Here is a 25,291-nt window from a genome sequence, read left to right on the forward strand (position 1 = left end):
ATGCAAGGGAAGTGAGAGAAAAAAGGTCGAAATATCCTTTAAAAAACAATGCTGGTCACCTTAAGTGACCAGCATTATGCTGGCGCATTCCTTTTTTACACCATTTTTTGCGTCGTTCCTCTCATTCCTTGTTCTGTATCAAACTGTTTTAAAAGAATTCCCCTCAATCGTTACTCTCAGAGTAACGAAGTGTCAGTGCCCTTAATTGATGATTATCCCACCACTTCCTACACTTAACAGGCTAATTAAACAGGTCAATTGTGATGCAACCGCCACTTGACTGAACTTCCCAACGCCTCTTTGTTTCATCACGCCGGGAAAACTTCAGCAAGCTCAACCCAGGGAGGTTTGGCATGCCGCAACATCCGCAGACCACGAAAGTGTGGGACACCCGCCGCAACGAAAAACAACGGCGTATCGACAGTGTCCGTTCCGTGGCCGAGGGTAAAGTCTTACCCACCGACAAAATTATTCCTATCCTCGAAACGCTGATTGCCTCCGGCGACCGCGTGGTGATGGAGGGTAACAACCAAAAACAAGCTGACTTCCTTTCCCGTTCGCTGGCAAAAGTGAACCCTGAGAAGCTGCATGATTTACATATGATCATGCCGAGCGTCAGCCGTGCTGAACATCTGGATCTCTTCGAACGCGGCATTGCCCGCAAGCTTGATTTCGCTTTCTCCGGCCCGCAAAGCCTGCGTATCGCGCAACTGCTGGAAGATGGCCAGATGGAAATCGGTGCGATCCACACGTACATCGAGCTCTATTCCCGTCTATATGTCGATCTGGTGCCAAACATCGCACTGATTGCCGGCTTCAAAGCGGACCGCAAAGGTAACTTGTATACCGGCGCAAGCACCGAAGACACGCCAGCGCTGGTCGAAGCGGCTGCCTTTAAAAACGGCATCGTGATTGCGCAGGTTAATGAACTGGTTGAAGAAGACACCGACCTGCCGCGCGTGGATATTCCGGGCGACTGGATTGATTTCGTGGTGGTCGCCGACAAGCCGTTCTTCATTGAACCGCTGTTCACCCGCGACCCGCGTCTGATTAAACCGGTTCACGTACTGATGGCGATGATGGCGATTAAAGGCATCTACGCTAAACACAACGTGCAGTCGCTCAACCACGGTATCGGTTTTAACACCGCGGCTATCGAACTACTACTGCCGACTTACGGCGAACAGCTCGGCCTGCGCGGCAAAATCTGTAAACACTGGACACTGAACCCGCATCCGACGCTGATCCCTGCTATCGAAAGCGGCTGGGTGGAAACCGTTCACTGCTTCGGCGGCGAACTGGGGATGGAAGAGTATATCCGTGCCCGTCCGGACGTGTTCTTCACCGGTTCCGACGGTTCCATGCGTTCCAACCGTGCGTTCTGCCAGCTGGCAGGCCAGTACGCGGTGGATATGTTCATCGGGTCCACGCTGCAGGTCGATGGCCTGGCGAACTCTTCTACCGTGACTCGTGGTCGTCTGGCCGGTTTCGGTGGCGCACCAAACATGGGTCATGACCCGCACGGTCGCCGTCACTCCACGCCAGCCTGGCTCGACATGATCGAAGAGCCGGATCCGATGGCACGCGGTAAAAAACTGGTCGTACAGATGGTGGAAACCTTCCAGGCCGGTGGCAAGCCAACGTTCGTCGAGAAACTCGAAGCCGTCGATGTGGGTAAAGAATCCGGTATGCCGCTGGCACCGGTGATGATTTACGGCGACGACGTGACGCACGTGCTGACCGAAGAGGGGATCGCTTATCTGCACCGCGCCCGCTCTCTGGAAGAACGCCGCGCGATGGTTGCTGCGGTGGCCGGTATCACTGACATCGGTCTGGGTGTTGACGCCAAACGCGTTGCCGACCTGCGCCGTCAGGAACTGGTGGTCTTCCCGGAAGACATGGGCATTCGCCGCACCGACGCCACCCGTTCTTTACTGGCGGCAGGCAGCGTGAGCGAACTGGTTGACTGGTCCGGCGGTTTGTATAACCCGCCTGCTAAATTCCGTAGCTGGTAATGACGATGCCGCAGACTTTAACGATTGGCGCTGTACTCACAGCACAAGAACTGGCCGAAAGGCTGGCAGAAACGGCGACGCAGGCGCTGATCGACGAAGCGCGGCTTAGCCCGAAACCAGGGCTGGTAGACAGCCGGAGTTCTGGTGCCCATCAGGATTTAACGTTGGATCTGATGGTGCGTTCGGCACGCAGCCTGACATCCACATTCTATCTGCTGGCGTTACACTGCTGGCAGCGCCCGGCGGATATCGCCCTGCGTCAGGAAGTGGGTCGTTTAGGTCGTGCAGGTGAAGCACAAATGATGGCCGAAACCGGCGGAGTGAATACTCACCGGGGTGCTATCTGGGCAATGGGGCTGCTGGTCAGCGCCGTCGCCATGCAGCCGGAACGTTTACTGCCAGTGAGTATTGCGCAGCGCGCCGCGAAAATTGCGGCGTTACCCGACGCTTTCAGCCCGAAAAAATTCAGTAAAGGTTCGCACGCCGTGCAGCGTTATCAGGTGCCGGGTGCCCGTGAAGAAGCACAGAGTGGTTTCCCGCACATTATCGACCGCGCACTGCCGCAGCTTCATCACAGCCGCACACGCGGCGCGAGCGAAAGCGAATCGCAGGTCGATGCCTTACTGGCGGTGATGACCACACTGGCGGATACCTGTGTGTTGTCACGCGGTGGTTTGCCGGCGCTGGAAGCCATGCATCAGGGCGCGCGGGCGGTGCTGCAAGCCGGTGGGGTGAGCACGATGGCGGGTAAACAACTGTTACGTCATCTCGAACACCGGATGCTGGCGGACAACACATCGCCCGGCGGTGCCGCTGATTTACTGGCCGCGACGCTGTTCCTCGACCGCGTGAGCGTGGTCTGAACCGATACGAATTAACTAACATCAGTACAAAGAGGTGTTATGGAACGTTTTGAATTTAACTACCCGGCGGCAAAACCGCTGGCAGGCCGCGCCGAAGCAGGCGTGGTAGGTTCCGGCGATTTAGAAGCGCTGTATGAACCCGATACAGCCACTGCGCTGAAAATTATCGTCACCACATCCGTCGACGGCAGCCACACCTTATGGCAGAACTTTTTCAACCGCCTGAATGCACTGCGCGAATTACCGGCAGGCCGTCTCGACATTAATGATTTTGGCGCCACTCCAGGGGTTGCCCGCCTGCGTATCGAACAGGTCTTTGAGGAGGCTGAACATGCCAACTGATACTTCCGTTCAGGATCAGAGCTTTATCGAACTGAGCGCCCGTCAGCGCGCCCGCAAATTGCTGGACGCCGGAACCTTCCGCGAACTGCTCGGGCCGTTTGAGCGCATTCAGTCTCCGTGGCTGGAACCGCAGGGCATCGTGCCACAGGCCGATGACGGCATGGTGGTCGCAAAAGGCCAGATTAACGGTCAGCCTGCAGTGGTCGTCGCGATTGAAGGCGGCTTCCAGGGCGGCAGCATGGGCGAAGTGTCCGGAGCCAAAATGGCCGCTGCGCTGGAACTGGCCGCAGAAGATAACCGCAACGGCATCCCGACGCAGGCTGTTTTGCTGCTCGAAACCGGCGGGGTGCGTTTGCAGGAAGCCAATCTGGGTCTTGCCGCGATCGCTGATATTCACGCTGCGATTGTTGATTTACGCCGCTATACGCCGGTGATCGGCGTGGTTGCCGGTACCGTCGGTTGCTTTGGCGGGATGTCGATTGCCGCCGCGCTGTGCAGCTATCTGATTGTGACCCGCGAAGCCCGTCTCGGTCTGAACGGCCCGCAGGTTATCGAACAGGAAGCCGGTATCGATGAATACGATTCCCGCGACCGTCCGTTTATCTGGAGCATGACCGGTGGCGAAGTGCGTTATCACAGCGGTTTTGTCGATGCGCTGGTGAAAGATTCCCTCGCTGAGGTAAAAGACAGCGTGCTGGCCTTTATTAAGGCGGGCGTCCCTGCAACACATCGTTCTGATAACTATGATTATTACCTGCCAAAACTGACCGGTTTTGACACTGCGCAGCAGGCCAGCCGTAAAGTCACGGAAACCCTGTTTAACCGGGAGGATCGCGCATGAGCAACGTAGCAAACAATGCAGCCAGCCGGGGTGATTACTGGTTCGCACAACTGACCCAAGATGCCACACCGGTAACCGGTCTTTGCCCTTCCGTGAAAGCGGCAGACGGCAAAATGAATGACCAGCCTGTGCGTTTCATCACCGTGGTGCCGGACAAAAATAATCAGTATCCGCGTGCTGCGGGCGGCGAAGTCGGCCTGCTCGAAGGCTGGAATCTGGCAAAAGTGGTCAACGATGTGATTGATGCTGACGCCAACGCCAGCACCAAGCGCGCCATCGTGGCGGTGATTGATGTGCCAAGTCAGGCTTATGGCCGCCGCGAAGAAGCATTCGGCATTCATCAGGCGCTGGCCGGTGCCGCAGGCGCTTACGCCAAAGCGCGTCTGGCCGGGCATCCGGTGGTCGGGCTGATTGTCGGCAAAGCGATGTCCGGTGCGTTTCTGGCGCACGGTTATCAGGCTAACAAGCTGATCGCCTTCAAAAACAACGGCGTCATGATCCACGCGATGGGGAAAGAATCCGCCGCGCGCATCACTTTACGCTCCGTGGACGCGCTGGAAAAACTGGCAGCGACCATTCCACCGATGGCTTATGACATCGAAAACTACGCCACTCTGGGGCTGCTGTCGCAACTGCTCGACATCACTGATCCGGACAGCGCAACACCCGACGACATCACCAGCGTACAAAACGCTGTCTGGCAAAACATTCAGGACGCACGCAAAGAAGGCGTTAGCCTCAGCAAGCGTCTGGGTGCAGAAAACCGCGCAAGTTCGCAGCGCGTTCGCCAGCTGATGCGTCAGGAATGGTAATTCGTTAAAAACTTTCAGTCTCAACCGGTAACGCACCTGCAAACAGCGTGACGCAGCCGCATTGCGGGTTACCGCCCTGACATGTTATCAGGACGGTAACCTGCTGTTGTCTGCAACTGGACTGTCATACTAAAAAAACCATCGCACCGGCGCCGACTGAGCATTCATTTTTTTGCCTCAGGAAAAACGCTATGACTTACGTAATATTGCACGCGCTTGCCCCTATTTTCGTCATCATGATCCTCGGTTTTTATGCCGGGAAAGCGAAAATGGTGGATAACCAGAATGTCTCTTTACTGAATATTTTCGTGATGGATTTTGCTTTACCCGCTGCGCTGTTTGCAGCGACCGTACAAACGCCGTGGTCCGGGATTGTTGAACAATCACCGTTAATTCTGGTGCTGGTTCTGGCCATGTGGATCATGTACGCGGCGATCTATTTTATTTGCACCAAAGTCTTTAAAAAATCACCGCAGGATGCTGCTGTTCTGACGCTGACTGTGGCACTGCCAAACTATGCTGCTCTGGGCTTGCCTATTCTGAGCAGCGTAATGGGCGATGCGCCGTCAACCTCACTGTCCGTTGCGGTTTCTATCGCCTGCGGTTCCGTGCTGATGACGCCGTTCTGCCTGATGATTCTGGAACGTGAGAAAGCGCGTCTGAGCGGTGAAAAACAAGGTTCTTCCCTGGCATTGCTGCCGGTTCTGATGTGGCGTTCCGTGAAAAAACCGATTGTCTGGGCACCGTTGCTGGGTGTTATCTTCTCCGCAATCGGCATTAAAATGCCGGAAATTTTCCTGGCATCGATTAAGCCTCTGGGCCTGTCAGCGACCGCTTCAGCGCTGTTCCTGACCGGTGTTATTCTGTCAGCCCGTAAACTGAAAATTAACGGTCCTGTGCTGTTATCCTGTGTGGCGAAAAACCTGATCCAGCCATTTATTGCCTGGGGTCTGGTTCTGGCGTTTGGTCTGAGCGGCCAGATTGCGGTCACGGCTATCCTGATGATTGCGTTGTCTGCCGGCTTCTTCGGTATCGTGTTCGGTAACCGTTTCGGGGTTCAGTCTCCGGATGCTGAGGCTTCACTGCTGATCAGTTCCGTACTATGTATCGTGACATTGCCGCTGTTTATCTCCCTGACGGCTGCTTTGCACTAATCAGAAAGGTTTGAATATGTGTGACCCGCGAGCCCATGATTTTGTCTGGATAAGCGACCGTTCAGCGCTGCAAAGCGACGACACTTTACCCGCGTGGGTAAACACCGGCTGGCGCACATCGCTGCCGCTGGTAGTGCGTCGCGACAAGCGTGCGGATGGCGCAATCCCTGTGGGTATTCGTGGGATGATCCGCATTCAGCGTGCCGCCGCCTGGATTGATCCGGCGGCGGTGGTGCGGGTCGTCACACCGGAATCTCTGGTCAGCGACGTCAATACGCTGCTGCATTCGCCGTTTGTTTCACAACAACCGGTACAGGCGCTGATCACGTTGTGCAGCCTGCAACTGCCTTTTCCATGGGGTGTGACGGGCAGCTGTGCCTACGCGCTGGCCAGTGACCTCCCGGTTATGCATGCGGACAGCGATCTCGATTTGCTGGTGCGCTGCGACACGCTGGCCGACCCTTCCCTGTTCTCTGATTTTTACGACCAGCTTCAGCGGTTGCCCTGCCGCGCCGATGTACAAATCAACACGCCACACGGCGGATTTGCGCTCAGCGAGTGGTTGCGTGGTGGCGACGTCATGCTGAAAACGTCGTCCGGCCCGCAACTGGTGCGTGACCCGTGGCGATTGCCGGCAGACTGAACCCGGCCAAAAGAAGCAAGGAGCACGATGAAAATCCTATTTACCTTCCCCGGACAGGGCCCGCAGGTGCCGCAAATGCTGCATCGTCTTCCGGATAATCCGCTCACACATTCCCTCATCGAACAGGCCAGCCTCGCACTGGGTGAAGATGTTCTGCTGCTTGATACCGCCGGTGCGTTGCGTTCTACCCGTGCCGTACAACTGTGTCTGCTGATTGCCGGTGTTGTCTGGGCAAAACAGTGTCAGGCCGAAGGTATCGAAACCGATTTTTGCAGCGGACTGTCGATTGGTGCGTTTCCCGCCGCAGTGATTGCCGGAGCGCTCGACTTTGATGATGCCGTGCGTCTGGTCGCCCTGCGCGGTGAACTGATGCAACAGGCTTATCCGCAGGGCTTTGGCCTTTCAGCGATAACCGGTCTGCGCCAGAATCAGGTGGAAGAACTGGTTGCGCAGGTTAACAGCGCTGAATCGCCGGTGTATCTCGCCAATATCAACGCCGAAGACCAGTTGGTGATTGCCGGCAGCGACGCGGCAATGCATCAGGTGATGCAGCTTGCCAAAGGGCTGGGTGCGCAGAAAACGCATCAGCTGGCGGTCAGCGTGCCGTCACATTGCGCGTTACTGGATGCGCCCGCGGCTAAGCTGGTCGGGGCATTTAAACAAATTCGCATTTCCCGCCCGACCTGCGGTTATCTCAGCGGCACGACAGGGCGCGTGTACTGGCAGCCGGAAAAAATTGCCGACGATCTGGCGATGAATATGGCGCGCACCGTCAACTGGCGTGATGCCATGGTCGCGGCGTATGAGCGCGATGTGCGCCTGGCGATTGAAATGCCACCCGGTTCAGTGCTGACCGGCCTGACCCGACGCGCGATGGAGCAGGGCGAAGCGCTCTCATTATGCCAGTCAGGTATGCAAGTTGCGGGACGTCTCGCAGCGCGGTTAAGGGAAAACGAACGCTGAGTAAAGGCGTGATAGGTTGGTGTTACTGCGGAATAAAAACCTTTCCAGAGTGAAAGGTTTTTTGTTTTTACCAAACCGTTAACACAGGGAAGTCACCTACATGCCAGTTATTCTGCGCTTTAAAAATTATCGTTTTTTCTTTTATTCCAATGACGGAAACCCGTCTGAACCTCATCATATTCATGTAAGATCTGGTCAGAAAGAAGCCAAGCTTTGGCTTGTACCTGTTGCAATGTGTCGTCAGACGGGTTTTTCTTCCAGAGAAGTCAGGGAAATCGTAACGCTAACAAACGTTTATCAGACAATCTTTCAAGGAGCATGGAATGAATATTTCGCCTAAAAGTGTTCGGTTCGATGAGAGTACGATGTGGGTCACTCTTGAAGACGGGCAAGTCCTGTCAGCACCGCTGAAACAGTTCCCGGCCTTGCTGAATGCAACACCCGCGCAGCGGCAGGATTATGAAGCCAGTGCTTATGGTCTGCATTGGGATGCTCTGGATGAAGATATTTCTATTGAGGGTTTAATGATGGGAAAGCCGATTGCTAAACCGGCCACCCATGCGAATGTGTCAGCGCTTTCTGCTCGCTAGCGCGTACATCCTGCTTTCAGCGGCGAGGGCGAGGAGATTTGGATCGTGCTCGCGGCTGTGCGGGAAGACCAGCGAAATGGTCTGGCGCATCTGGTAGGCTTCGGCCAGCGGCAGAAGTTTCACCGTATTTTCATACACACCTTTCATCCTGCCGGGAATGAGTGTGTATCCGACGCCCGCCTGTACCAGACTCAGCATCGAAAAAATGTCATTTACCCGCGTGACAATGTCCGGCTCAAAACCGGCGATCTGAAAGGCTTCCTGAAATCCGTGGTAAGTCGCAAACCCTTCTGCCAGTGAAACGAATTTCTTCTTTTTAAAATCGCGTAAATCCGCCGTTCCTTCGCAGGCCAGCTCTGCACTGGCGGGGGCGGCAAGAAAAATATCATCCTGAAACAGCGGCAGCTGATCGTAGCGCTGTGCATCCACGCTCGAATCACTGGTCGAAATCAGGATGGCATCCAGCTGACCGTCTTCCAGCTTGTGCAGCAAATCACTGTTAGAGCCCATTACCAGTTCCAGTTCCAGCTCCGGACGGCGCAGTTTCAGCCCCATGATCAGGCGCGGAATGGTTTCCAGCGTCAGCGAATATAAGGTGCCGACTTTCAGACGCTTATCCCCAAAACCGGCGGCGCGCTGCGTTGCCTGGATCCCGTGTTCCATTTGCTCAATCACCTGCGTGGCATGTTCCAGCAACGCTTCGGCCGCAGGCAACGGCAGAAGATTGCGGCCGCGATGAATAAACAACGGACAGCGCAAACCTTCCTCAAGCGAATGCAGGGCGCGATGCACGCTCACGCTGCTCAGACCAAGTTGCTCGGCTGCGCGGGTGATATTTTGCTTTTCCATATAAGCGAGGAAAATTTCGAGTTTACGGAAGGTGATTTCACTGTCGATCATGCAGGCTCCTGCGGCGCATTGATGGCCGTTGCGACCTGTCGATGATAACTGAATAGCCGCAGCGCGACTATTCAGTAAGGGGGTTAGCTGATGAGAGTATAGGAGACCGTCAGGCATTTCTTGCCCTCGGCACAACTTTTACAGCTGCCGCTCAGACAGCTGTCATCCGCTTCTACCGTTTCCGCTTTGCGCATCGCCACCAGCCGCTCCAGCATGGCCTGCACCAGCGGCTGCGGTGCATTCAGCTGCAGGCTGAGCTGGCGGGCATCCGCCCGGCCGGCCAGCGCGAGAGAGTCGCGAACCTGAATCAGCGTAGTCATCTTGGCTCCTAGTGGCAGTCGCTGCCGGTCGCCGGTTCGCAACAGGCCGCAATATTACGTGGCTTTAAATGCAGGCTGACACGGCTGCGGGCTTTGCGCAGGCAGGTGAGTACGATGGCATTGAACAGCAGCACGATAAGGATAACGCCTGCACTGTACGCCGGATGGCTGCTAAAAGTGGCTACCTGGTAGAACAGGGTCGCCAGAGAATACGCCACATTCAGTCCCCAGAAGATAGAGAACGTCATCCAGCTGCGGCTGGTTTCACGGGCAATCGCCCCCATAACCGACACACAAGGGACGTACAGCAGCACGAAAATCAGGTAGCTGTAAGCGGAAATGGCGGTACCGAATTTCGTGCTCATCACGCCCATTGAACTGACGCCCATTTCGCCGTCGCCTTTGCTGGCTTCGATCGGGTTAGAAAGCACGCTGACGCTGAAGGTATCTTTCAGGCCTTGCCAGGTTTCGTTCACGGCACCACTCAGTTCATCGAGCAGATGGAAGTTTGCAGCGTCGAATTCTTCATTGTGAATGTGTTCTGCGGTGTACAACGTATTGAGCGTACCGACCACCACTTCTTTCGCCATCGCGCCGGTCACCAGACCGACCGTCGCCTGCCAGTTATCGGCGTGTACGCCCATCGGTGCCAGCACCGGCGTCAGCACTTTACTGACCGAAGCCAGCGCGGAATCATTGATGTTATCCACCGCCTGACCGCTGAAAGAGAAGCTGTTCAGTGCGCCGATAAAAATACTCGCGATCACAATGACTTTACCGGCACGCAGCACGAAGCCTTTCAGACGCTGCCAGGTTTGCAGCAACAGACTTTTCAGATGCGGAACGTGGTATACCGGCAGTTCCATCACGAACGGCGAGGCTTCCCCGCGCATGATGGTGTATTTGAGCAGCAGGCCGGTGAGGATGGCGACGACAATGCCCAGCAGATACAGCGAGAACACCACCGACGCGCCATCCTGCCCGAAGAAGGCCGCAGAGAAGACGGCGAAAATCGCCAGCCGCGCACCACAGGACATAAACGGCGCCATCATTACAGTGATCAGACGTTCGCGCGGCGCATCCAGCGTGCGGGCACCCATAATGGACGGCACGTTACAGCCGAAACCGACAATCAGCGGTACGAAGGATTTCCCCGGCAGACCGAGCGACTGCATAAGCCTGTCCATCACAAAGGCCGCGCGGGCCATGTAACCGGAGTCTTCAAGGAAGGAAAGGAACAGATACATCATGCCGATTTGCGGCACCAGCGGCAGAACGGTATTGATACCGCCTCCCACGCCCTGGGCGAGGAAAATGGTCAGCCACTGCGGGAAGTGCAAGGTGAAACCCACCCATTGCATACCCTGAATGAAAATTGCCGCCGAGCCGATGTCGAAAATCGGTTGCAGCGCGCCGCCGATGTTAATTGCCAGCACGAACATCAGGTACATCACCAGCAGGAAAATCGGCACGCCGAGGAAACGGTTGAGGATCACGCGGTCCAGCACCTGCGTCAGCTTGTTTGGTGCGGTGAGGTGCGAATTACTGACGTCTGCGCACAGTGACGCAATGCTCTGATAGCGCGCATCGGCGATCAGCAGCGCCGGGTCTTCCAGCTTTTGCTCTACCAGACGGGCTTTCACCTGCGGCAATAATGTCTGAGCATTGCCTGCATGCGTCTGGCTGTAAATATCGCCTTCGAGGATTTGCAAAGCCAGCCAGCGACGCTGTTGCAGCGGCATGTCCTGCGGCATTTCAGCGGCCAGCACTTCCACTTCCTGTTGCAGCACCGGATGATATTTTACGCGTTCCAGCGCTGCCACTTGCGGCAATTCATCGATGGCCGCTTTCAGTTCTTTGATACCACTGGCGCGGGTAGAAACCAGAGCGATTACCGGGCAGCCAAGGCGCGCAGACAGCGCCGGGATATCAATATTAATGTTCTGGATTTTGGCGATGTCGAGCATGTTCAGCGCCACAATACAGGGTACGCCCAGCTCGAGCAGTTGCAGTGTCAGGTATAAGTTGCGCTCAAGGTTTGAGGCATCCACGACATTAATCATCAGATCTGCGTCGCCGCTCAGAATGTAATGACAGGCGATTTGCTCATCGAGCGAGGTTTGCTCGGAAATGGTGGTCAGCGAGTAGGTACCCGGTAAATCCACCAGTGTAATCTGGTGTTCTGCCGTCGCGAACTGGCCTTCTTTACGTTCTACGGTGACGCCAGCCCAGTTACCGACGCGTTGTCGGGACCCCGTTAATTGATTGAAAAGGGTGGTTTTGCCTGAGTTTGGATTACCAATCAGGCCAATAGTCAGTGCTTTCATACGTTCAGATCTACGTGTGAGAAAGGAAAAACGCGGGAAATTCAAAAGAGCCGCGCTAAACAGTCTTTCTAAATCATCATTAAAAAATCAGGCCAGCATCTCAAGTGTGAGCAGGTCGAGGTCTTTTTTGCGCACGACCAGACTGGTGCGGCGGGTTTCTATCTGCACCGGATCGCCCATCGGCGCTACGCGAATGATGTTGAAGAAGGATCCCGGAAGCATGCCGAGTGACAGAAGCTTCTGACGATAGGCCGGACTGATTTCATGAGAAAAGCCGGTAATTTTGTAAGCACGTTTCGATTGAAGTTGCATAGTTCCTCGCGAGGATGTCAGGCGTTATTGGGTGACGGCGTCCGGGTCTTGCTGCGCCGTGCGTCCCTGCCCGGTGAGTCCACTGATTAGCGATTTATGTTGCGAACAAACTGCTCAGAAATTATCCCTGGTGCAAAATTGTCAGTGTGAAACTGACGGCGTAGTAAATACGCAAAGAAGTACAAACGAGAATAGTTATCATAATTAGTACGCGTAAGGAGACAAAATAAAAGAGGTGTTCCTCTTAACGGGTGTCTCCACCGCATGGCTATCCTATGCCTGCAACAGTGAGGATTTATTGATTTACCTCAGTGATTGATTCATTAGGATTGAGTTTAAAAAGTGTCGAAAAAAGACACATAAAAAAAGCCGCTGAATATCAGCGGCTTTCGTGTATGGCGTGAAACGCGAAAATTAACGTTTTTTGCTGAGCGCAGCGGCCAGGGCATCGGCCATCGCATTATTGCCAGATGGTGCGGCATTGCGGCCAGCGGGTTTATTTTGCGCAGGACGTTTCTGGTTGTCGCGGTTATCGCCTGCCGCAGGTGCGGAGGAACGGCGTGCCGGTGCTTCGCCCGGTTGCTCATCCAGACGCATGGTCAGCGCGATACGTTTACGTTGCAGATCAACTTCCATCACTTTCACTTTGACGATATCGCCGGCTTTCACCACGGTATGTGGATCCTCAACGAATTTGTTCGCCAGTGATGAGATGTGAACCAGGCCATCCTGATGCACGCCGATATCGACGAATGCACCGAAGTTGGTGACGTTGGTGACGGAGCCTTCAAGGATCATGCCCGGCATCAGGTCGTTCATGGTTTCCACACCATCGGCAAAGGTCGCGGTTTTGAACTCAGGACGCGGATCGTGGCCCGGTTTTTCCAGCTCTTTGATGATGTCGGTAACGGTCGGCATGCCGAACTGCTGGTCGGTGAATTCGCTGGCTTTCAGGCCGCGCAGCACATTCGAATCGCCCATCAGCTCTTTCAGCGCCAGCTGCGTCGCGGCCAGAATGCGTTCGACCACCGGATAGGTTTCCGGGTGAACCGTTGAGGCATCCAGCGGGTTGTCGCCGTGGTTGATACGCAGGAAGCCCGCGCACTGCTCGAACGCTTTCGGTCCCAGACGGCTGACTTTCAGCAGCTGTTCGCGGTTACGGAACTGACCGTTCTCGTCGCGCCAGTTAACGATATTCTGCGCCATCATGCGGGTCAGACCGGCCACGCGGGTCAGCAGCGGAACAGACGCGGTATTGAGATCCACCCCCACGGCGTTCACACAGTCTTCCACCACGGTATCCAGTTTTTTTGCCAGCTGTGACTGGCTCACGTCGTGCTGGTACTGGCCGACACCGATAGATTTCGGATCGATTTTCACCAGCTCTGCCAGTGGATCTTGCAGACGGCGGGCGATTGATACGGCACCGCGAATGGAAACGTCGAGATCCGGGAATTCCAGCGCTGCCAGTTCGGAAGCGGAATACACCGACGCACCGGCTTCGCTGACGATAACTTTCTGGGCTTTGACCGCCGGGAACTGTTTTTGCAGCTCGATAAAGAAACGCTCAGTCTCGCGGGAAGCGGTGCCGTTACCGATAGCGACCAGTTCGACATTATGTTTGATGCACAGCGCGGCAACCTGCTGTGCGGCTTTGGCAGCCTGACCGGTATGGGGATAAACGGTGTCGATACCCACCAGTTTGCCGGTGTTATCCACAACGGCGACTTTAACACCGGTACGTAAACCCGGATCGAGGCCCATGGTCGCGCGCATACCGGCTGGCGCGGCCATCAGTAAATCGTGCATGTTGCGGGCAAAAACGTTGATCGCTTCATCTTCAGCGCGTTCGCGCACGGTGCCCATCAGCTCGGTTTCGAGATGCAGCAGCACTTTGATACGCCATGTCCAGTTAACTACCGCACGACGCCAGACGTCAGCGGGTGCGTTGTTCAGGCGCAGACTCAGATGGTCGATGATCAGCTGTTCGCCGTAGCTTTCTTTCGGCGGTTCGTCATGCTGCGGATCGGCATTCAGCGCCAGCTGCAAGACACCTTCGTTGCGGCCGCGGAACATAGCCAGCGCACGGTGCGAAGGCACCTGAGAAATCGGTTCGTGATGATCGAAATAATCGCGGAATTTCGCGCCTTCCTGCTCTTTGCCATCGACCATGCGGGAGGTCAGATGGGCGTTTTTCCACAGGTAATCACGAACTTTCGCCAGCAGCGCCGCATCTTCTGCGAAACGCTCCATCAGAATGTAGCGCGCGCCATCCAGCGCTGCTTTGGTATCTGCGACGCCTTTATCCGCATCGATAAACTTCGCGGCGGCTGCTTCAGGTTCGTTTTGCGGCTCGTTCCACAACAAATCTGCCAGCGGTTCCAGCCCGGCTTCGATAGCGATTTGTCCGCGCGTGCGGCGCTTAGGTTTGAACGGCAGATACAGGTCTTCCAGCTCGGTTTTACTCAGCGTGGTATTAATGGCTTTCGCCAGATCTTCGCTCAGCTTGCCCTGTTCTTCGATGGACTTGAGGATAGTCTGGCGGCGGTCTTCCAGCTCACGCAAATAACCCAGACGGGTGTCCAACTGACGCAGCTGGGTATCATCCAACCCACCGGTGACTTCCTTACGATACCGCGCAATAAAGGGCACGGTATTACCTTCATCCAGCAGACGCACCACGGAAGCAACCTGCTCCGGGCGAACCTGCAATTCACTTGCGATAATGCGGCTCAGTTGATCATTCATAGGTCTGGTATCAGTTCTTTCGTTTAAAAAGCAGGGCACAGTTATACGGTTTGAAGACTAAAAATGCCAGTCATCAGGCCGCCTGCCTGTGCGTTTTGAGAGTTAGCTGATCATTTCCCGTAGTCAATCTCATTGACGTACCAGGTCGCGTCGCCAACCGGCGTGCTCACTATCAGGCTGTCGCCGACTTCTTTTTTCAGCAGGGCGCGCGCCATCGGGGAATCGATAGAAATATAGTCTTTACGGCCAAAAATTTCGTCATAACCGACGATGCGAAAACGCTTGATATCGCCGTCGTCATTTTCGACTTCCACCCACGCGCCAAAGAACACTTTGCCGTCCTGCTGAGGTGAATAATCAACAATCCGCAGCTGTTCCATACATTTGGTCAGATAACGGATACGGCGGTCGATTTCACGCAGCCGCTTTTTGTTGTACTGGTAATCGGCATTTTCGCTGCGGTCGCCCAGGCTTGCGGCCCAGGTGACTTTTTTGGTCACTTCCGGGCGCTCCTCGCGCCACAGGAAATCCAGCTCAGTTTTGAGCTTGTCATAGCCTTCGCGGGTGATCAGTTTCGTTTTCATATTACCTGTCACTTTCTCACTGTTTTCCTGCACAGAAATCTGCCGCCATTGTTTCACACAATCGCGTTCCTGACAGCGCACAAATCGACCGAAAAGTCTGACTCACTGCTACGCTTTATATGATGGCTTTTTAGCCAGAGAGCTATTATCCTTCCGTGCAGTTTCTTACGTTTTTTTACCTTCAGATATTTCACGTAATATAATGAATTAAATAAAAATATCACTCGCGTTTTTACGTCAATAGGGATTGGGGTACAGGTACAAATGGATTTATTAAAATTCTTACTTCGTCTGCCTTTTACTTTGATAAAAGGCCTCCTGCGCGTGCTGGCCTTTGTATTCGGTCTGCTGGGGCGCATTGTTAAACCGATCGTCGGCAATATCGACTGGCGTGCGCCTGCCTGGTGGACGGCGATGTCCGGCGGGCTAAAGCGGGGTTTTACACGGCTGGAAGGCGGAGTCGATAAGTACCCCAAAGCCATCAGTCTGGCGATTCTGGTTTTGCTGTGCGCTGCGGGTGCGGGCTTTTACGGCTGGCACTGGTGGCTTAACCGGCCGCAGCCAATCGAACCGGCGCCGATGGTTTATCAGGACACCAGTGTGCGTATCAGCGGTCCGGAAGCCATCAATTATGCCGCGCAAAAACCTGCGCCTCAGCAGGCGATTTTCACGTTCCGCAACTCCGTCGCGCCGATTACTGATGTGGGTAAAGTGGTCGAAAAAGGGATATCCCTGAAACCTTCTACCGAAGGCGAATGGAAATGGGTGAGCGGCTACGCCTTAGTGTTCACCCCTAAAAATCCGCTGCCGATGGGCACGAAATATGAAGTGAATTTCACGCCTGACGTGCTGCTCGCGCCGCAAATCAAGCTGGCGAAAACCCGTTATGAATTCACCGCACCGGCGTTCGATTATCAGCTGGGGCAGGCCGAGTACTATCAGGATCCGCAGGACCCGCAAAAACGCAGCGCGATTTTTAACGTTAAATTCAACGCGCCGGTGGATGTCGCCAGTTTTGAAAAACAGATTTCGCTTGGTCTGACTGAAGGGAAAGCGAAAACCGAGTCGAAACTCAATTATTCCGTGGTCTACGACCAGAAAAAAATCAATGCCTGGGTACATTCAGAACCGCTGAAGTCGCTCGATCACGGCGGTTCCGTGCGGGTGACTATCGGTGAAGGCGTGAAAGCATCCGTGCCTTCTGCGCCGACCACCCAGGCCAGAAATGGCGTGGTGTCCGTGCCCACGCTTTACAGTCTGATGGTTAACGAAGCCAGCGCGCAGGTGGTGGATGCCGACGGCGCGAAAGGTCAGCGGGCGCTGATTGTCGGCTTCAGTGATGCGGTCAAAGATAAAGATATCCGTCAGGCGGTTAAAGTCTGGTTACTGCCACAACACAATCCGAACGATCAGGACGAAGCCAAAGGCCCGGATGATTACGCCAGCTGGGAAGTCGACAGCGTCGAAAATAACGTCCTCACGCAGTCCACGCCGCTGAATATTCAGCTGAACGAGGCCGAAAGTGATTATCAGCCACAATTCAGTTTCCGCTTCGATGCACCGGCGCACCGCGCCATGCTGGTGGAAATCGACAACATTCTGACCTCCTCCGGTGGCTACAAAATGCCGGAAAAAGTTTACCGTATCGTCGCGGTGCCGGATTATCCGAAATCCCTGCAATTTATGTCGCAGGGCTCGCTGCTGTCGGTGAACGGCGATAAGCAGATCAGCGTCGCGGCGCGCAACGTGCCGGGGATGCGTCTGGATATCAAACGGGTGATCCCAAGCCAGCTGCAACACATTGTGTCATTCAAAAGCCGCCAGTATTCATCGGCAGAATTTAACCGTCTTAATGACGAGTATTTTACCGAGCACTTTAAGTATCAGACCGCCGTAAACAACGACAAGCCGGGTGAAGTGAATTATCAGGGCGTCGATCTCTCGCGTTATCTCTCCACGGATCCGTCTTCACATCGCGGTGTGTTTCTGCTGACGTTGTCGGAATGGGATCCGAAGAAGAAGGAAGTGAAACCGGAAACGGATGACGACGGCAATGTCTACCAGGACGATTACCAGAGCGAAGACGAAGCACCGGCAGGCGATTCACGCTTTGTGGTGGTGACCGATCTGGGGATTATCGCCAAGCGTTCGCAGGATAAGACCCGCGACGTATTCGTGCAGTCGATTCACAGCGGCACGCCGGTGGCGAACGCGAAAGTCTCTGTCATCGCCAAAAATGGCGTGACGTTGCTGACGCAAATGACCGGCGCTGACGGCCACGTGCGTTTCCCTGCGCTGGACGTGTATACCAGCGAGCGCCAGCCGGTGATGTTCCTGGTCGAAAAAGAGGGCGATGTGTCCTTCCTGCCTGCCGACCGGAACAACGACCGCGGTCTCGATTTCTCCCGTTTTGATGTCGATGGCGAAATCACGCCGAACGATCCACGCACGCTGAGCAGTTATCTGTTCTCCGATCGCGGTGTTTATCGTCCGGGCGATACTTTTAATATCGGTCTGATCACCCGCGCTGCCGACTGGAGTAACGGTCTGGCCGGGGTGCCGGTGCGTGCCGAAATTCATGACCCGCGTGACAAGCTGATGAGCACCATTCCGCTGACGCTCGGTGCCAGCGGTTTCAATGAGCTGAGTTATACCACTGACGATAATTCTCCGACCGGTGAATGGAACGTCTATCTGTATCTGATTGGCAAAGATAACGAGTCTTCGACTTTGCTGGGGCATACCTCGGTCAACGTCAAAGAATTCGAGCCGGATCAGCTGAAGGTGAAACTGCAACTGACGCCGGAGCGTAAACAGGGCTGGGTGAAACCGTCGGAATTGCAGGCCAATATCGATGTGCAGAACCTGTTCGGCACACCAGCGCAGGACCGCCGTGTGACGTCGAAACTGACGCTGCGGCCGATGTATCCGAGTTTCGATCAGTTCCCGGATTACGCTTTCTACGAGAACCGCCAGAACAGCGACGGTTTTGAAACAGAGCTGGAAGACCGTACTACGGATGAAAAAGGCACGGCTAATATTCCGCTGGATCTGAAATCTTATGCTGACGCGACCTATCAGCTGCAACTGCTTTCCGAAGCTTTCGTGGCCGGTGGCGGGCGTTCTGTGGCTGCGACGGCGCGGGTGCTGGTCTCGCCTTATGACTATCTGATCGGGGTGAAAGCCGACGGCGATTTGGGTTACATCAACCACAACGCTGTTCGCCATCTGAACGTGATTGCGGTCGATCCTTCGCTGAATAAGATTGCGTTACCGGATCTGAAAGTTGCGCTGGTCGAGCAGAAATACATCTCTGTGCTGACCAAACAGGATTCCGGCGTTTACAAATACCAGTCAAAAATGAAAGAAGTGCAGCTGTCGGAACAGCCGCTGTCGCTGACCGCGCAGGGCAATGACCTGACGCTGGCGACGGATAAACCGGGCGATTTCGTGCTGGTGGTGGAAGATGCAAAAGGCAACGTGCTGAACCGCATTGGCTACACCGTGGCCGGTAACGCCAATCTGAGCCGTTCACTGGACCGAAATGCCGAGCTGAAACTGAAACTCAATCAGGCGGAATATCAGCCGGGCGAGGAAATCGAAGTGGCCATCAACGCGCCGTATACCGGCAGCGGGCTGATCACTATCGAGAAAGACAAAGTTTACAGCTGGCAGTGGTTCCACACCGATACCACCAGTTCAGTGCAGAAAATCCGCGTTCCTGCGGGAATGGAAGGCAACGGCTACATCAACGTGCAGTTTGTGCGTGATGTGAATTCGAATGAAATCTTCATGAGCCCGCTGAGCTACGGCGTGATGCCGTTTAAAATCAGCACTAAAGCGCGGCAGAACTACCTCGAAGTTGATGCGCCGGAAGTGATAAAACCGGGTGAAAATCTGGCGATGACGGTGATGACGGACGGTCCGCAGCAGGTCGCGCTATTTGCTGTCGATGAGGGGATTTTGCAGGTGGCACGTTATCGCCTGAAAGATCCGCTGGAATACTTCTTCCGCAAGCGCGAGCTGGGTGTGGAAAGCTCGCAAATTCTCGACCTTATCCTGCCGGAATTCAGCAAGCTGATGCAGCTGGCCGCAGCGCCGGGCGGGGATGCCGGTGAAGGGCTGGATCTGAACGTCAATCCGTTCAAGCGTAAGCGCGATAAACCGGTGGCGTACTGGTCAGGCATTACTGAAGTGAACGGCGAGAAGCAGTTTGATTATCAGGTGCCGGATTACTTCAACGGTAAAATCCGCGTGATGGCAATTTCAGTCACACCGGACAAAATCGGTAAGGCGCAGACTTCTGCGACCGTGCGCGATAACTTCATCATGACGCCGAATGTGCCGTCGATGGTGGCACCGGGTGATGAGTTTGATGTCAGCGTCGGGGTCAGCAATAACCTCGAAGGGCTGAACGGAAAAAGCGTTCCGGTAGCAATTCACCTGAGTGTGCCGCCGCAGCTGGAAGTGGTGGGCAATGCCGATCAGAAGCTGTCGCTGGCCGAAAAACGTGAAGGCGTAATCAACTTCCGCCTGCGCGCCAAAGCCTTGCCGGGCGATGCGCCGCTGGTGTTTGAAGCCCGGGTTGTCGATGAAAAATATGCCGATAAAACCAGCCGCCGTACCATCAGCACGTCGGTGCGTCCGGCGATGCCATTCCGTACACAGTCGGTGATGGGACGCATGAGCGGCAGCAGCCAGAATGTTGCTAATCTGCGTCAGATGTTTGATGCCTATGCGGTGCGGACTGCGGCGGTCTCCAACTCGCCGCTGGTGCTGACCAGCGGGTTGTCACAGTATCTGGCGGACTATCCGTATTACTGTTCTGAGCAGATTGTCAGCCGTTCCGTTCCGCTGATCCTCGGCGCGCTTCATCCGGAGATGAAAGGCGTGCAGAGTCAGGCACAAAGCAGCAAGCAGCTGAAAGATATGCTGGCGGTGCTGCGTTCACGTCAGAATGACAGCGGCGCAATTGGCCTGTGGCGTTCGTCGCCGCAAACTGATCCGTTCGTCACGCCTTATGTGGTGCAATATCTGCTGGAAGCTAAAGCCGCGGGCGTCGCCTTACCGGCTGGTATGCTCGAAGAGGCCAATTCGGCGCTGCGTGAACTGGCTGCGAATCAGAATGATGATTTGTATACGCTTCGTCTGCGCGCCTGGGCGGTGTATCTGCTGACGCGCCAGGGTGAAATCACCACCAGTTCGCTGGCCTCGGTGCAGGACACCTTGCAGCAACGTTATCCGGACACCTGGAAAACCGATCTGAGCGCGATGTATCTGGCCTCGTCTTATCGTCTGCTGAAAATGGATGATGAAGCGAACACGCTGTTGCAGCCGACGTGGAAACAGCTGAGCAAGGCGTATGACAAAGCCTGGTGGACGCAGAGTTACTTTGATCCGCTGGTGCAGGACGCGACGCGGCTGTATCTGATCACCCGTCACTTCCCGGAAAAAGTCTCCGCCATGCCGCCGCAGGTGCTGGAAAATATGGTCAAAGCGCTGAAAGAGGAACGTTACACGACGTATTCTTCGGCGATGAGTATTCTGGCGCTGGAGAGTTATTCTGCCGAAGTCGCGGCACAGGCCAAGGCACCGGACGCGCTGAAAATCACGCAGTTAAGTAAAACCAAAAATGTGGAACCGCAGCTGATTTCTCAGGTTCAGGGGCTGTTTGCCAAAGCGAATTTCACCGCGGATGCGCAGGCACTTCGCATTGAAAACGGCAACGATGCGCCCGCCTGGTATGTGGTGACGCAGGCCGGTTATGACTTGTCCCCGCCGAAGAAAGCGATTTCACGTGGTCTGGAGATCACCCGCGATTATACGGATGAAAAAGGCAATGCGGTCACGCAGGTCACACTGGGACAGAAGATCAATGTGCATCTGAAAATCCGTGCTAATTCAGCGGAAGGCCAAAGCAATCTGGCGATTGTTGATTTGCTGCCGGGCGGATTTGAAGTGGTTCAGCAAACGCCACCGGAACCGGAATCTGACAGCAGCGACGAAAACAGCGATGCACAAGCTTCTGCTTCGTGGCAGTCACCGCTGGCGGCGTCGGGTTCTACCTGGGCGCCGGATTTCAGCGATATTCGTGAAGACCGGGTGGTGATTTATGGCAGCGCCAGCACCGATGTGCAGGAGTTTGTGTATCAGATAAAAGCCACCAACACCGGCAGTTTTGTGATCCCGCCTGCTTACGGTGAAGCGATGTACGACCGCGACGTTCAGGCACTTTCCGTCAGTGATAAAAAACTGGTTGTCGTGCCAGCCGATGAAGCGGCTGTGGCTAAAAAATAACAAAACGCAGTAGCCCCGTCGTTCACGGCGGGGCGTAACCTGTTCTGAGTAGCAAGATGATCTCTTTTCCTGCCTTTTCCATAACAGCAAAACGTCTGCTGCAAAATATCGCGATGGCGGTATTTTTACTGGCGCTGATCGTACTGGCTTGCCGGCTCTGGCCGCATCCGCCTCTTTCTCAGGGACAACCCTTTTCCTCAACTTATTACGACCGGCAGGGCACGCTGATGCGTATCACGCTGGCTAATGACGATCGTTATCGTTTGTGGACGCCGCTTGAGCAAATTTCGCCGCTGGCGGTGAAAGGACTGTTGCTGCATGAAGACCGCTGGTTTTACTACAATCCCGGTTTCAATCCGTTCAGCCTGATGCGTGGATTCTGGCGCAGTTATGTGGCGGGCGGAAAAATGCAGGGCGGATCGACCATCACCATGCAGCTGGCGCGTATGCACTGGCATCTGAATACCCGTACGCCGTCGGGCAAGATTTTGCAGGTCCTGCGGGCGATACAGCTTGAGCTGAGCTATTCCAAACACGACATTCTCGAAGCCTATCTGAACTATGCGCCCTACGGTCGCAACATTGAGAGTATCGGTGCGGCCAGCCTGATATATTTCGATAAAGCGCCAAAAGACCTGACCTTGCCGGAAGCGCTGACGCTGGCGGTTTTGCCGCAATCACCGAGTTATCGCATTGACCCCAAAACCGGCGTTATCGGCAGTGCGCTGATACAGGCGAGAAACCGGCTTTTCATCCGCTGGCAAAATCATTACGCCACAGACAGCAGTCAGATTTCCCTGTTCAGATTGCCACTGGCGCTGCGTCAGCCGGAACAGATGCCCTATATCGCGCCGCATTTTATCGAGCAGCTTCGTCAGCAGAATCAGCAGTTTGCCGGTATTGATACCCGGACTGACACCACGATAGACGCCGGTTTGCAGCGGCTGGCAGAGAGACAGGTCAACGCGTTTATTACCCGCAACCAAAGCCGTGGTATTCACAACGCCGCCGTTTTACTGGTCGATACCCGCGATATGGGCGTGCGTGCGCTGGTCGGTTCCGCCGACTATTACAACCGCGACATTCAGGGGCAGGTGAACGGTACTAATGCCAAACGCTCGCCGGGCTCAGCGCTCAAGCCCTTTATTTATGCGCTGGGGATGGAGCAGGGCGTGTTACATCCGATGACCATCCTGAAAGACGTGCCTTCCGCTTTTGGGGCTTACGCGCCGGAGAATTTTGACCGGCGCTTCCTTGGCCCGGTCACTGCCACCGATGCCCTGAATTTCAGCCGCAATATTCCCGCTGTGTATGTGGCATCCCAGCTGCGCCAGCCGACGTTTTATCAGTTCCTGCGGCTTTCCGGCGTGGCGGATATGGCCAGTGAAAACCATTACGGCCTGTCGCTGGTGCTGGGCGGCGGTGAAGTGACGATGCAGGAACTGGCAAAACTGTACGCATTGCTGGCAAACCGCGGCGTGCTGCAACCACTGCGCATGCAAAAAAACGATCCGCAACTGACGACTTCTGTCCGGTTGCTGAGTGAAGAGGCCAGCTTTATGACGCTGGATATGCTGCGTCAGCATCGCCGTCCGGGCGATACGCTGGCTCAGGCGCCGTCCTCGTTGCCGGTGTACTGGAAAACTGGCACGTCCTGGGGCTTTCGCGATGCATGGAGTGTCGGTATTTTCGGGCCTTACGTGTTAGTGGTATGGGAGGGGAACTTCGACAGCAAAGGCAATAACGTGTTTGTCGGTGCCGACGCCGCCGCGCCGCTGTTCTTCAACATTATCGACAGCATTACCGCCAGTTACCCTGCGTTGCAGGAGCCTAAACGCCCCTTTCCAAAAGGACTGAAGCGGGTAGATATCTGCCTGGCCAGCGGTGATTTACCGACGCCGTGGTGCCAGCAGAAAGGGAAAACCTGGTTTATTCCCGGCAAGTCTCCGATAAAAGTCGATACCGTATACCGGCCGGTGCGCCTTGATAAACTGACCGGAGAAGTCGCCTGCCCGCCTTATGACGAGGACGAAACCCGTACGGAAGTGTTTGAGTTCTGGCCATCGGATCTGGCTAACGTTTTTGCTCAGGCCGGATTACCTAAACGCAAACCGCCGGTGAACCACTGCAAAGATGAGGGCGTGGACGTGAGCGGCAATCCGCCGCGCATTACCTCGCCACTGAAAAATACCACTTATACGCTGCGCCAGTCTCAGCAGGGTCGCGACCGGATTTCCTTTAACGCCGTAACCGATGCGGACAGTAAAACGGTGTACTGGTTTGTCGATGATATTTACCTTGGCAGTTCGGCCAGCAAATCCGCCATCGACTGGCAACCCATTAATAACGGGCAATACCGCATCCGCGCCGTGGACGATCACGGACGCGCTGACAGCCGGTTAATCAGTATTGAGATTGTGAACTGAGGGATCTGGCCGCGCACATTAGAGAGTGTTGCGCGGCACAATGACCGCTTCAGCGTATGTCCACTCTCAGGGTGGCCATTGCCTGGAATTCACCGGTATCCAGTTCGCCACCCACCAGATTTATCGGCATTGCAGTCAGCGTAATTTTGCCTAGTCCGTTTTGATTCATCGGTAAAACGCCTTGCTGGAAGGGCACATAAATTCCTGAAGCATCCTCAACGACAATGCCAATATCTGCTTTATTGTCAGAAGGCCTGCGCCGGGCAACCAGATAATATTGATTTTCCACGTCTGCTCCGTCTAGCAGCATCAGTAATTTGTCGCCTGTTGGGATCGCCGGCAATCCCTGAGATGAGCAGTCGTATTTGATATCAAATGTCACTGGCCGGTAATTATCCGGTGCATTATTCAATTTAGTGAAGTGGCTGGCCTGAATGGTACCGAAATTAACTGAGATAACTTCACCCTGATTGATTTCACAGCTTTGTGGGGCAGTCAGTGTCCCGCTGATATACAGAATAGCGACAGGAGAACCTAGCGGTGGCGCGCTTGTCGCTGTTGTTGCCGAGGAGGCATAAACTCTGGCAATTTCTGTTCGTGGGATATCGATTTCCCCCACAAATGGGGTCGTGAGATAAAACGTCAGAACCCCTTGCGAGCCGGTGACAAAGGTATCCTGAGTCTTTTGCTGCTGACAAATGCCAGTGCCGTCTTTGTCCCAGTGATGGATACCGTCACTGACGGCTTTACTGGTGGGGACGGTCACATCACCATTTTTGGGGAGAGTAATTTGTGTCATCAGATCAAGATGATCACTAATTTTATAGTAATTGGTCGCATGTCCGAGCGGCAGGGAGGACACAAGGCTATACATGATGAGTACACCGTTGGCACCGGAGGCATCTGAATCCGAGCAATTACAGCTGATGTGATAGCTTTGCTGAGGGCTGTTCATCGCCTGAGCGAAGGATGCACCTTTGACATTATCCTGTCTGAGCAAATTACGTATCAGCGAATTTTCATAAGACACAGCGCTGCCATTCGTTGGTTCACAAGTCGCAGCCCCCGCCCGAACCTGCGCAGAGTACATCCCCGCGAGAAACGCAGTCACTAAGAACAAAGCGACGGATATTTCGCGTCTGGTTATTTTCATG

General features: G+C 54.9%; 19 protein-coding genes. 12 read left to right on the forward strand and 7 right to left on the reverse strand.

Going from position 1 to position 25,291, the window contains the following annotated elements:
* Positions 1-353 precede the first annotated feature (353 nt).
* From mdcA to D6C13_RS17105, 10 genes are all read left to right on the forward strand, one after another.
* Positions 354-2,015 carry a malonate decarboxylase subunit alpha gene (mdcA, locus tag D6C13_RS17060; RefSeq protein ID WP_120133904.1) on the forward strand — a complete coding sequence of 554 codons (1,662 nt, stop codon included), beginning with the start codon at positions 354-356 and terminating at the stop codon, positions 2,013-2,015.
* Positions 2,016-2,020: 5 nt separating this feature from the next.
* Positions 2,021-2,878 (forward strand): triphosphoribosyl-dephospho-CoA synthase, encoded by an 858-nt coding sequence (locus D6C13_RS17065; protein ID WP_120133905.1) that lies wholly within the window; start codon positions 2,021-2,023, stop codon positions 2,876-2,878.
* A gap of 39 nt (positions 2,879-2,917) precedes the next feature.
* Positions 2,918-3,220, forward strand: coding sequence for a malonate decarboxylase subunit delta (locus D6C13_RS17070; protein WP_120133906.1), 303 nt, complete (start codon positions 2,918-2,920; stop codon positions 3,218-3,220).
* Positions 3,210-4,061: a biotin-independent malonate decarboxylase subunit beta gene (locus D6C13_RS17075; RefSeq protein ID WP_120133907.1), complete on the forward strand. Its 852-nt coding sequence runs from the start codon at positions 3,210-3,212 to the stop codon at positions 4,059-4,061. The genes D6C13_RS17070 and D6C13_RS17075 overlap by 11 nt, the downstream gene beginning before the upstream one ends.
* Entirely contained in the window at positions 4,058-4,873 is an 816-nt protein-coding gene (gene mdcE, locus D6C13_RS17080; protein ID WP_120133908.1) for a biotin-independent malonate decarboxylase subunit gamma, read from the forward strand. The genes D6C13_RS17075 and mdcE overlap by 4 nt, the downstream gene beginning before the upstream one ends.
* A 191-nt stretch (positions 4,874-5,064) precedes the next feature.
* Positions 5,065-6,027, forward strand: a complete 963-nt coding sequence (locus tag D6C13_RS17085; protein ID WP_120133909.1) for an AEC family transporter — start codon at positions 5,065-5,067, stop codon at positions 6,025-6,027.
* Between the two features lie 16 nt (positions 6,028-6,043).
* On the forward strand, positions 6,044-6,670 hold the full coding sequence (locus D6C13_RS17090) for a malonate decarboxylase holo-ACP synthase (RefSeq protein ID WP_120133910.1): 627 nt from the start codon (positions 6,044-6,046) through the stop codon (positions 6,668-6,670).
* A 27-nt stretch (positions 6,671-6,697) separates the two neighbouring features.
* On the forward strand, positions 6,698-7,633 hold the full coding sequence (mdcH, locus tag D6C13_RS17095; protein ID WP_120133911.1) for a malonate decarboxylase subunit epsilon: 936 nt from the start codon (positions 6,698-6,700) through the stop codon (positions 7,631-7,633).
* Between the two features lie 100 nt (positions 7,634-7,733).
* Positions 7,734-7,973 (forward strand): DUF4160 domain-containing protein, encoded by a 240-nt coding sequence (locus D6C13_RS17100; RefSeq protein WP_120133912.1) that lies wholly within the window; start codon positions 7,734-7,736, stop codon positions 7,971-7,973.
* Positions 7,957-8,223, forward strand: coding sequence for a DUF2442 domain-containing protein (locus tag D6C13_RS17105; RefSeq protein WP_120133913.1), 267 nt, complete (start codon positions 7,957-7,959; stop codon positions 8,221-8,223). Before D6C13_RS17100 ends, D6C13_RS17105 begins: the two co-directional genes overlap by 17 nt.
* Here D6C13_RS17105 and D6C13_RS17110 read toward each other — a convergent pair.
* From D6C13_RS17110 to greB, 6 genes are all read right to left on the reverse strand, one after another.
* Entirely contained in the window at positions 8,203-9,123 is a 921-nt protein-coding gene (locus D6C13_RS17110; protein WP_120133914.1) for a LysR family transcriptional regulator, read from the reverse strand. The two genes, D6C13_RS17105 and D6C13_RS17110, sit on opposite strands and share 21 nt — an antisense overlap.
* A gap of 83 nt (positions 9,124-9,206) precedes the next feature.
* Positions 9,207-9,443: a FeoC-like transcriptional regulator gene (locus D6C13_RS17115; RefSeq protein WP_120133915.1), complete on the reverse strand. Its 237-nt coding sequence runs from the start codon at positions 9,441-9,443 to the stop codon at positions 9,207-9,209.
* Positions 9,444-9,451: 8 nt separating this feature from the next.
* Positions 9,452-11,770 (reverse strand): Fe(2+) transporter permease subunit FeoB, encoded by a 2,319-nt coding sequence (gene feoB / locus D6C13_RS17120; RefSeq protein ID WP_120133916.1) that lies wholly within the window; start codon positions 11,768-11,770, stop codon positions 9,452-9,454.
* 87 nt (positions 11,771-11,857) lie between these two features.
* Positions 11,858-12,082, reverse strand: a complete 225-nt coding sequence (feoA, locus tag D6C13_RS17125) for a ferrous iron transporter A (protein ID WP_120133917.1) — start codon at positions 12,080-12,082, stop codon at positions 11,858-11,860.
* A 414-nt stretch (positions 12,083-12,496) separates the two neighbouring features.
* Positions 12,497-14,830 (reverse strand): Tex family protein, encoded by a 2,334-nt coding sequence (locus D6C13_RS17130; RefSeq protein ID WP_120133918.1) that lies wholly within the window; start codon positions 14,828-14,830, stop codon positions 12,497-12,499.
* A gap of 110 nt (positions 14,831-14,940) precedes the next feature.
* Complete coding sequence (greB, locus tag D6C13_RS17135; RefSeq protein WP_120133988.1) at positions 14,941-15,414, reverse strand: transcription elongation factor GreB; 474 nt, start codon at positions 15,412-15,414, stop codon at positions 14,941-14,943.
* 264 nt (positions 15,415-15,678) lie between these two features.
* On the opposite strand from greB, the gene D6C13_RS17140 reads away from it, so the two are divergent.
* Entirely contained in the window at positions 15,679-21,711 is a 6,033-nt protein-coding gene (locus tag D6C13_RS17140) for an MG2 domain-containing protein (protein ID WP_120133919.1), read from the forward strand.
* 56 nt (positions 21,712-21,767) lie between these two features.
* Positions 21,768-24,137 (forward strand): penicillin-binding protein 1C, encoded by a 2,370-nt coding sequence (gene pbpC, locus D6C13_RS17145; RefSeq protein ID WP_120133920.1) that lies wholly within the window; start codon positions 21,768-21,770, stop codon positions 24,135-24,137.
* A gap of 49 nt (positions 24,138-24,186) precedes the next feature.
* Here the strand turns inward: pbpC and D6C13_RS17150 are convergent, their stop codons facing one another.
* Positions 24,187-25,290, reverse strand: coding sequence for a fimbrial protein (locus tag D6C13_RS17150; protein WP_244212712.1), 1,104 nt, complete (start codon positions 25,288-25,290; stop codon positions 24,187-24,189).
* Between the last annotated feature and the right edge of the window lies 1 nt (position 25,291).

It is taken from the genome of Rahnella woolbedingensis (assembly GCF_003602095.1).
GTDB lineage: Bacteria > Pseudomonadota > Gammaproteobacteria > Enterobacterales > Enterobacteriaceae > Rahnella > Rahnella woolbedingensis.

Excerpts from the sequence above, each read along its gene's own strand:
- pbpC (WP_120133920.1), top strand. The coding sequence starts at position 21,768 with ATGATCTCTTTTCCTGCCTTTTCCATAACAGCAAAACGTCTGCTGCAA.
- D6C13_RS17115 (WP_120133915.1), bottom strand. The coding sequence starts at position 9,443 with ATGACTACGCTGATTCAGGTTCGCGACTCTCTCGCGCTGGCCGGCCGG.
- mdcH (WP_120133911.1), top strand. The coding sequence starts at position 6,698 with ATGAAAATCCTATTTACCTTCCCCGGACAGGGCCCGCAGGTGCCGCAA.
- mdcE (WP_120133908.1), top strand. The coding sequence starts at position 4,058 with ATGAGCAACGTAGCAAACAATGCAGCCAGCCGGGGTGATTACTGGTTC.
- D6C13_RS17130 (WP_120133918.1), bottom strand. The coding sequence starts at position 14,830 with ATGAATGATCAACTGAGCCGCATTATCGCAAGTGAATTGCAGGTTCGC.
- mdcA (WP_120133904.1), top strand. The coding sequence starts at position 354 with ATGCCGCAACATCCGCAGACCACGAAAGTGTGGGACACCCGCCGCAAC.
- D6C13_RS17150 (WP_244212712.1), bottom strand. The coding sequence starts at position 25,290 with ATGAAAATAACCAGACGCGAAATATCCGTCGCTTTGTTCTTAGTGACT.
- D6C13_RS17105 (WP_120133913.1), top strand. The coding sequence starts at position 7,957 with ATGAATATTTCGCCTAAAAGTGTTCGGTTCGATGAGAGTACGATGTGG.
- D6C13_RS17100 (WP_120133912.1), top strand. The coding sequence starts at position 7,734 with ATGCCAGTTATTCTGCGCTTTAAAAATTATCGTTTTTTCTTTTATTCC.
- D6C13_RS17140 (WP_120133919.1), top strand. The coding sequence starts at position 15,679 with ATGGATTTATTAAAATTCTTACTTCGTCTGCCTTTTACTTTGATAAAA.
- D6C13_RS17090 (WP_120133910.1), top strand. The coding sequence starts at position 6,044 with ATGTGTGACCCGCGAGCCCATGATTTTGTCTGGATAAGCGACCGTTCA.
- D6C13_RS17065 (WP_120133905.1), top strand. The coding sequence starts at position 2,021 with ATGCCGCAGACTTTAACGATTGGCGCTGTACTCACAGCACAAGAACTG.
- feoB (WP_120133916.1), bottom strand. The coding sequence starts at position 11,770 with ATGAAAGCACTGACTATTGGCCTGATTGGTAATCCAAACTCAGGCAAA.
- D6C13_RS17075 (WP_120133907.1), top strand. The coding sequence starts at position 3,210 with ATGCCAACTGATACTTCCGTTCAGGATCAGAGCTTTATCGAACTGAGC.
- D6C13_RS17070 (WP_120133906.1), top strand. The coding sequence starts at position 2,918 with ATGGAACGTTTTGAATTTAACTACCCGGCGGCAAAACCGCTGGCAGGC.
- D6C13_RS17110 (WP_120133914.1), bottom strand. The coding sequence starts at position 9,123 with ATGATCGACAGTGAAATCACCTTCCGTAAACTCGAAATTTTCCTCGCT.
- D6C13_RS17085 (WP_120133909.1), top strand. The coding sequence starts at position 5,065 with ATGACTTACGTAATATTGCACGCGCTTGCCCCTATTTTCGTCATCATG.
- greB (WP_120133988.1), bottom strand. The coding sequence starts at position 15,414 with ATGAAAACGAAACTGATCACCCGCGAAGGCTATGACAAGCTCAAAACT.
- feoA (WP_120133917.1), bottom strand. The coding sequence starts at position 12,082 with ATGCAACTTCAATCGAAACGTGCTTACAAAATTACCGGCTTTTCTCAT.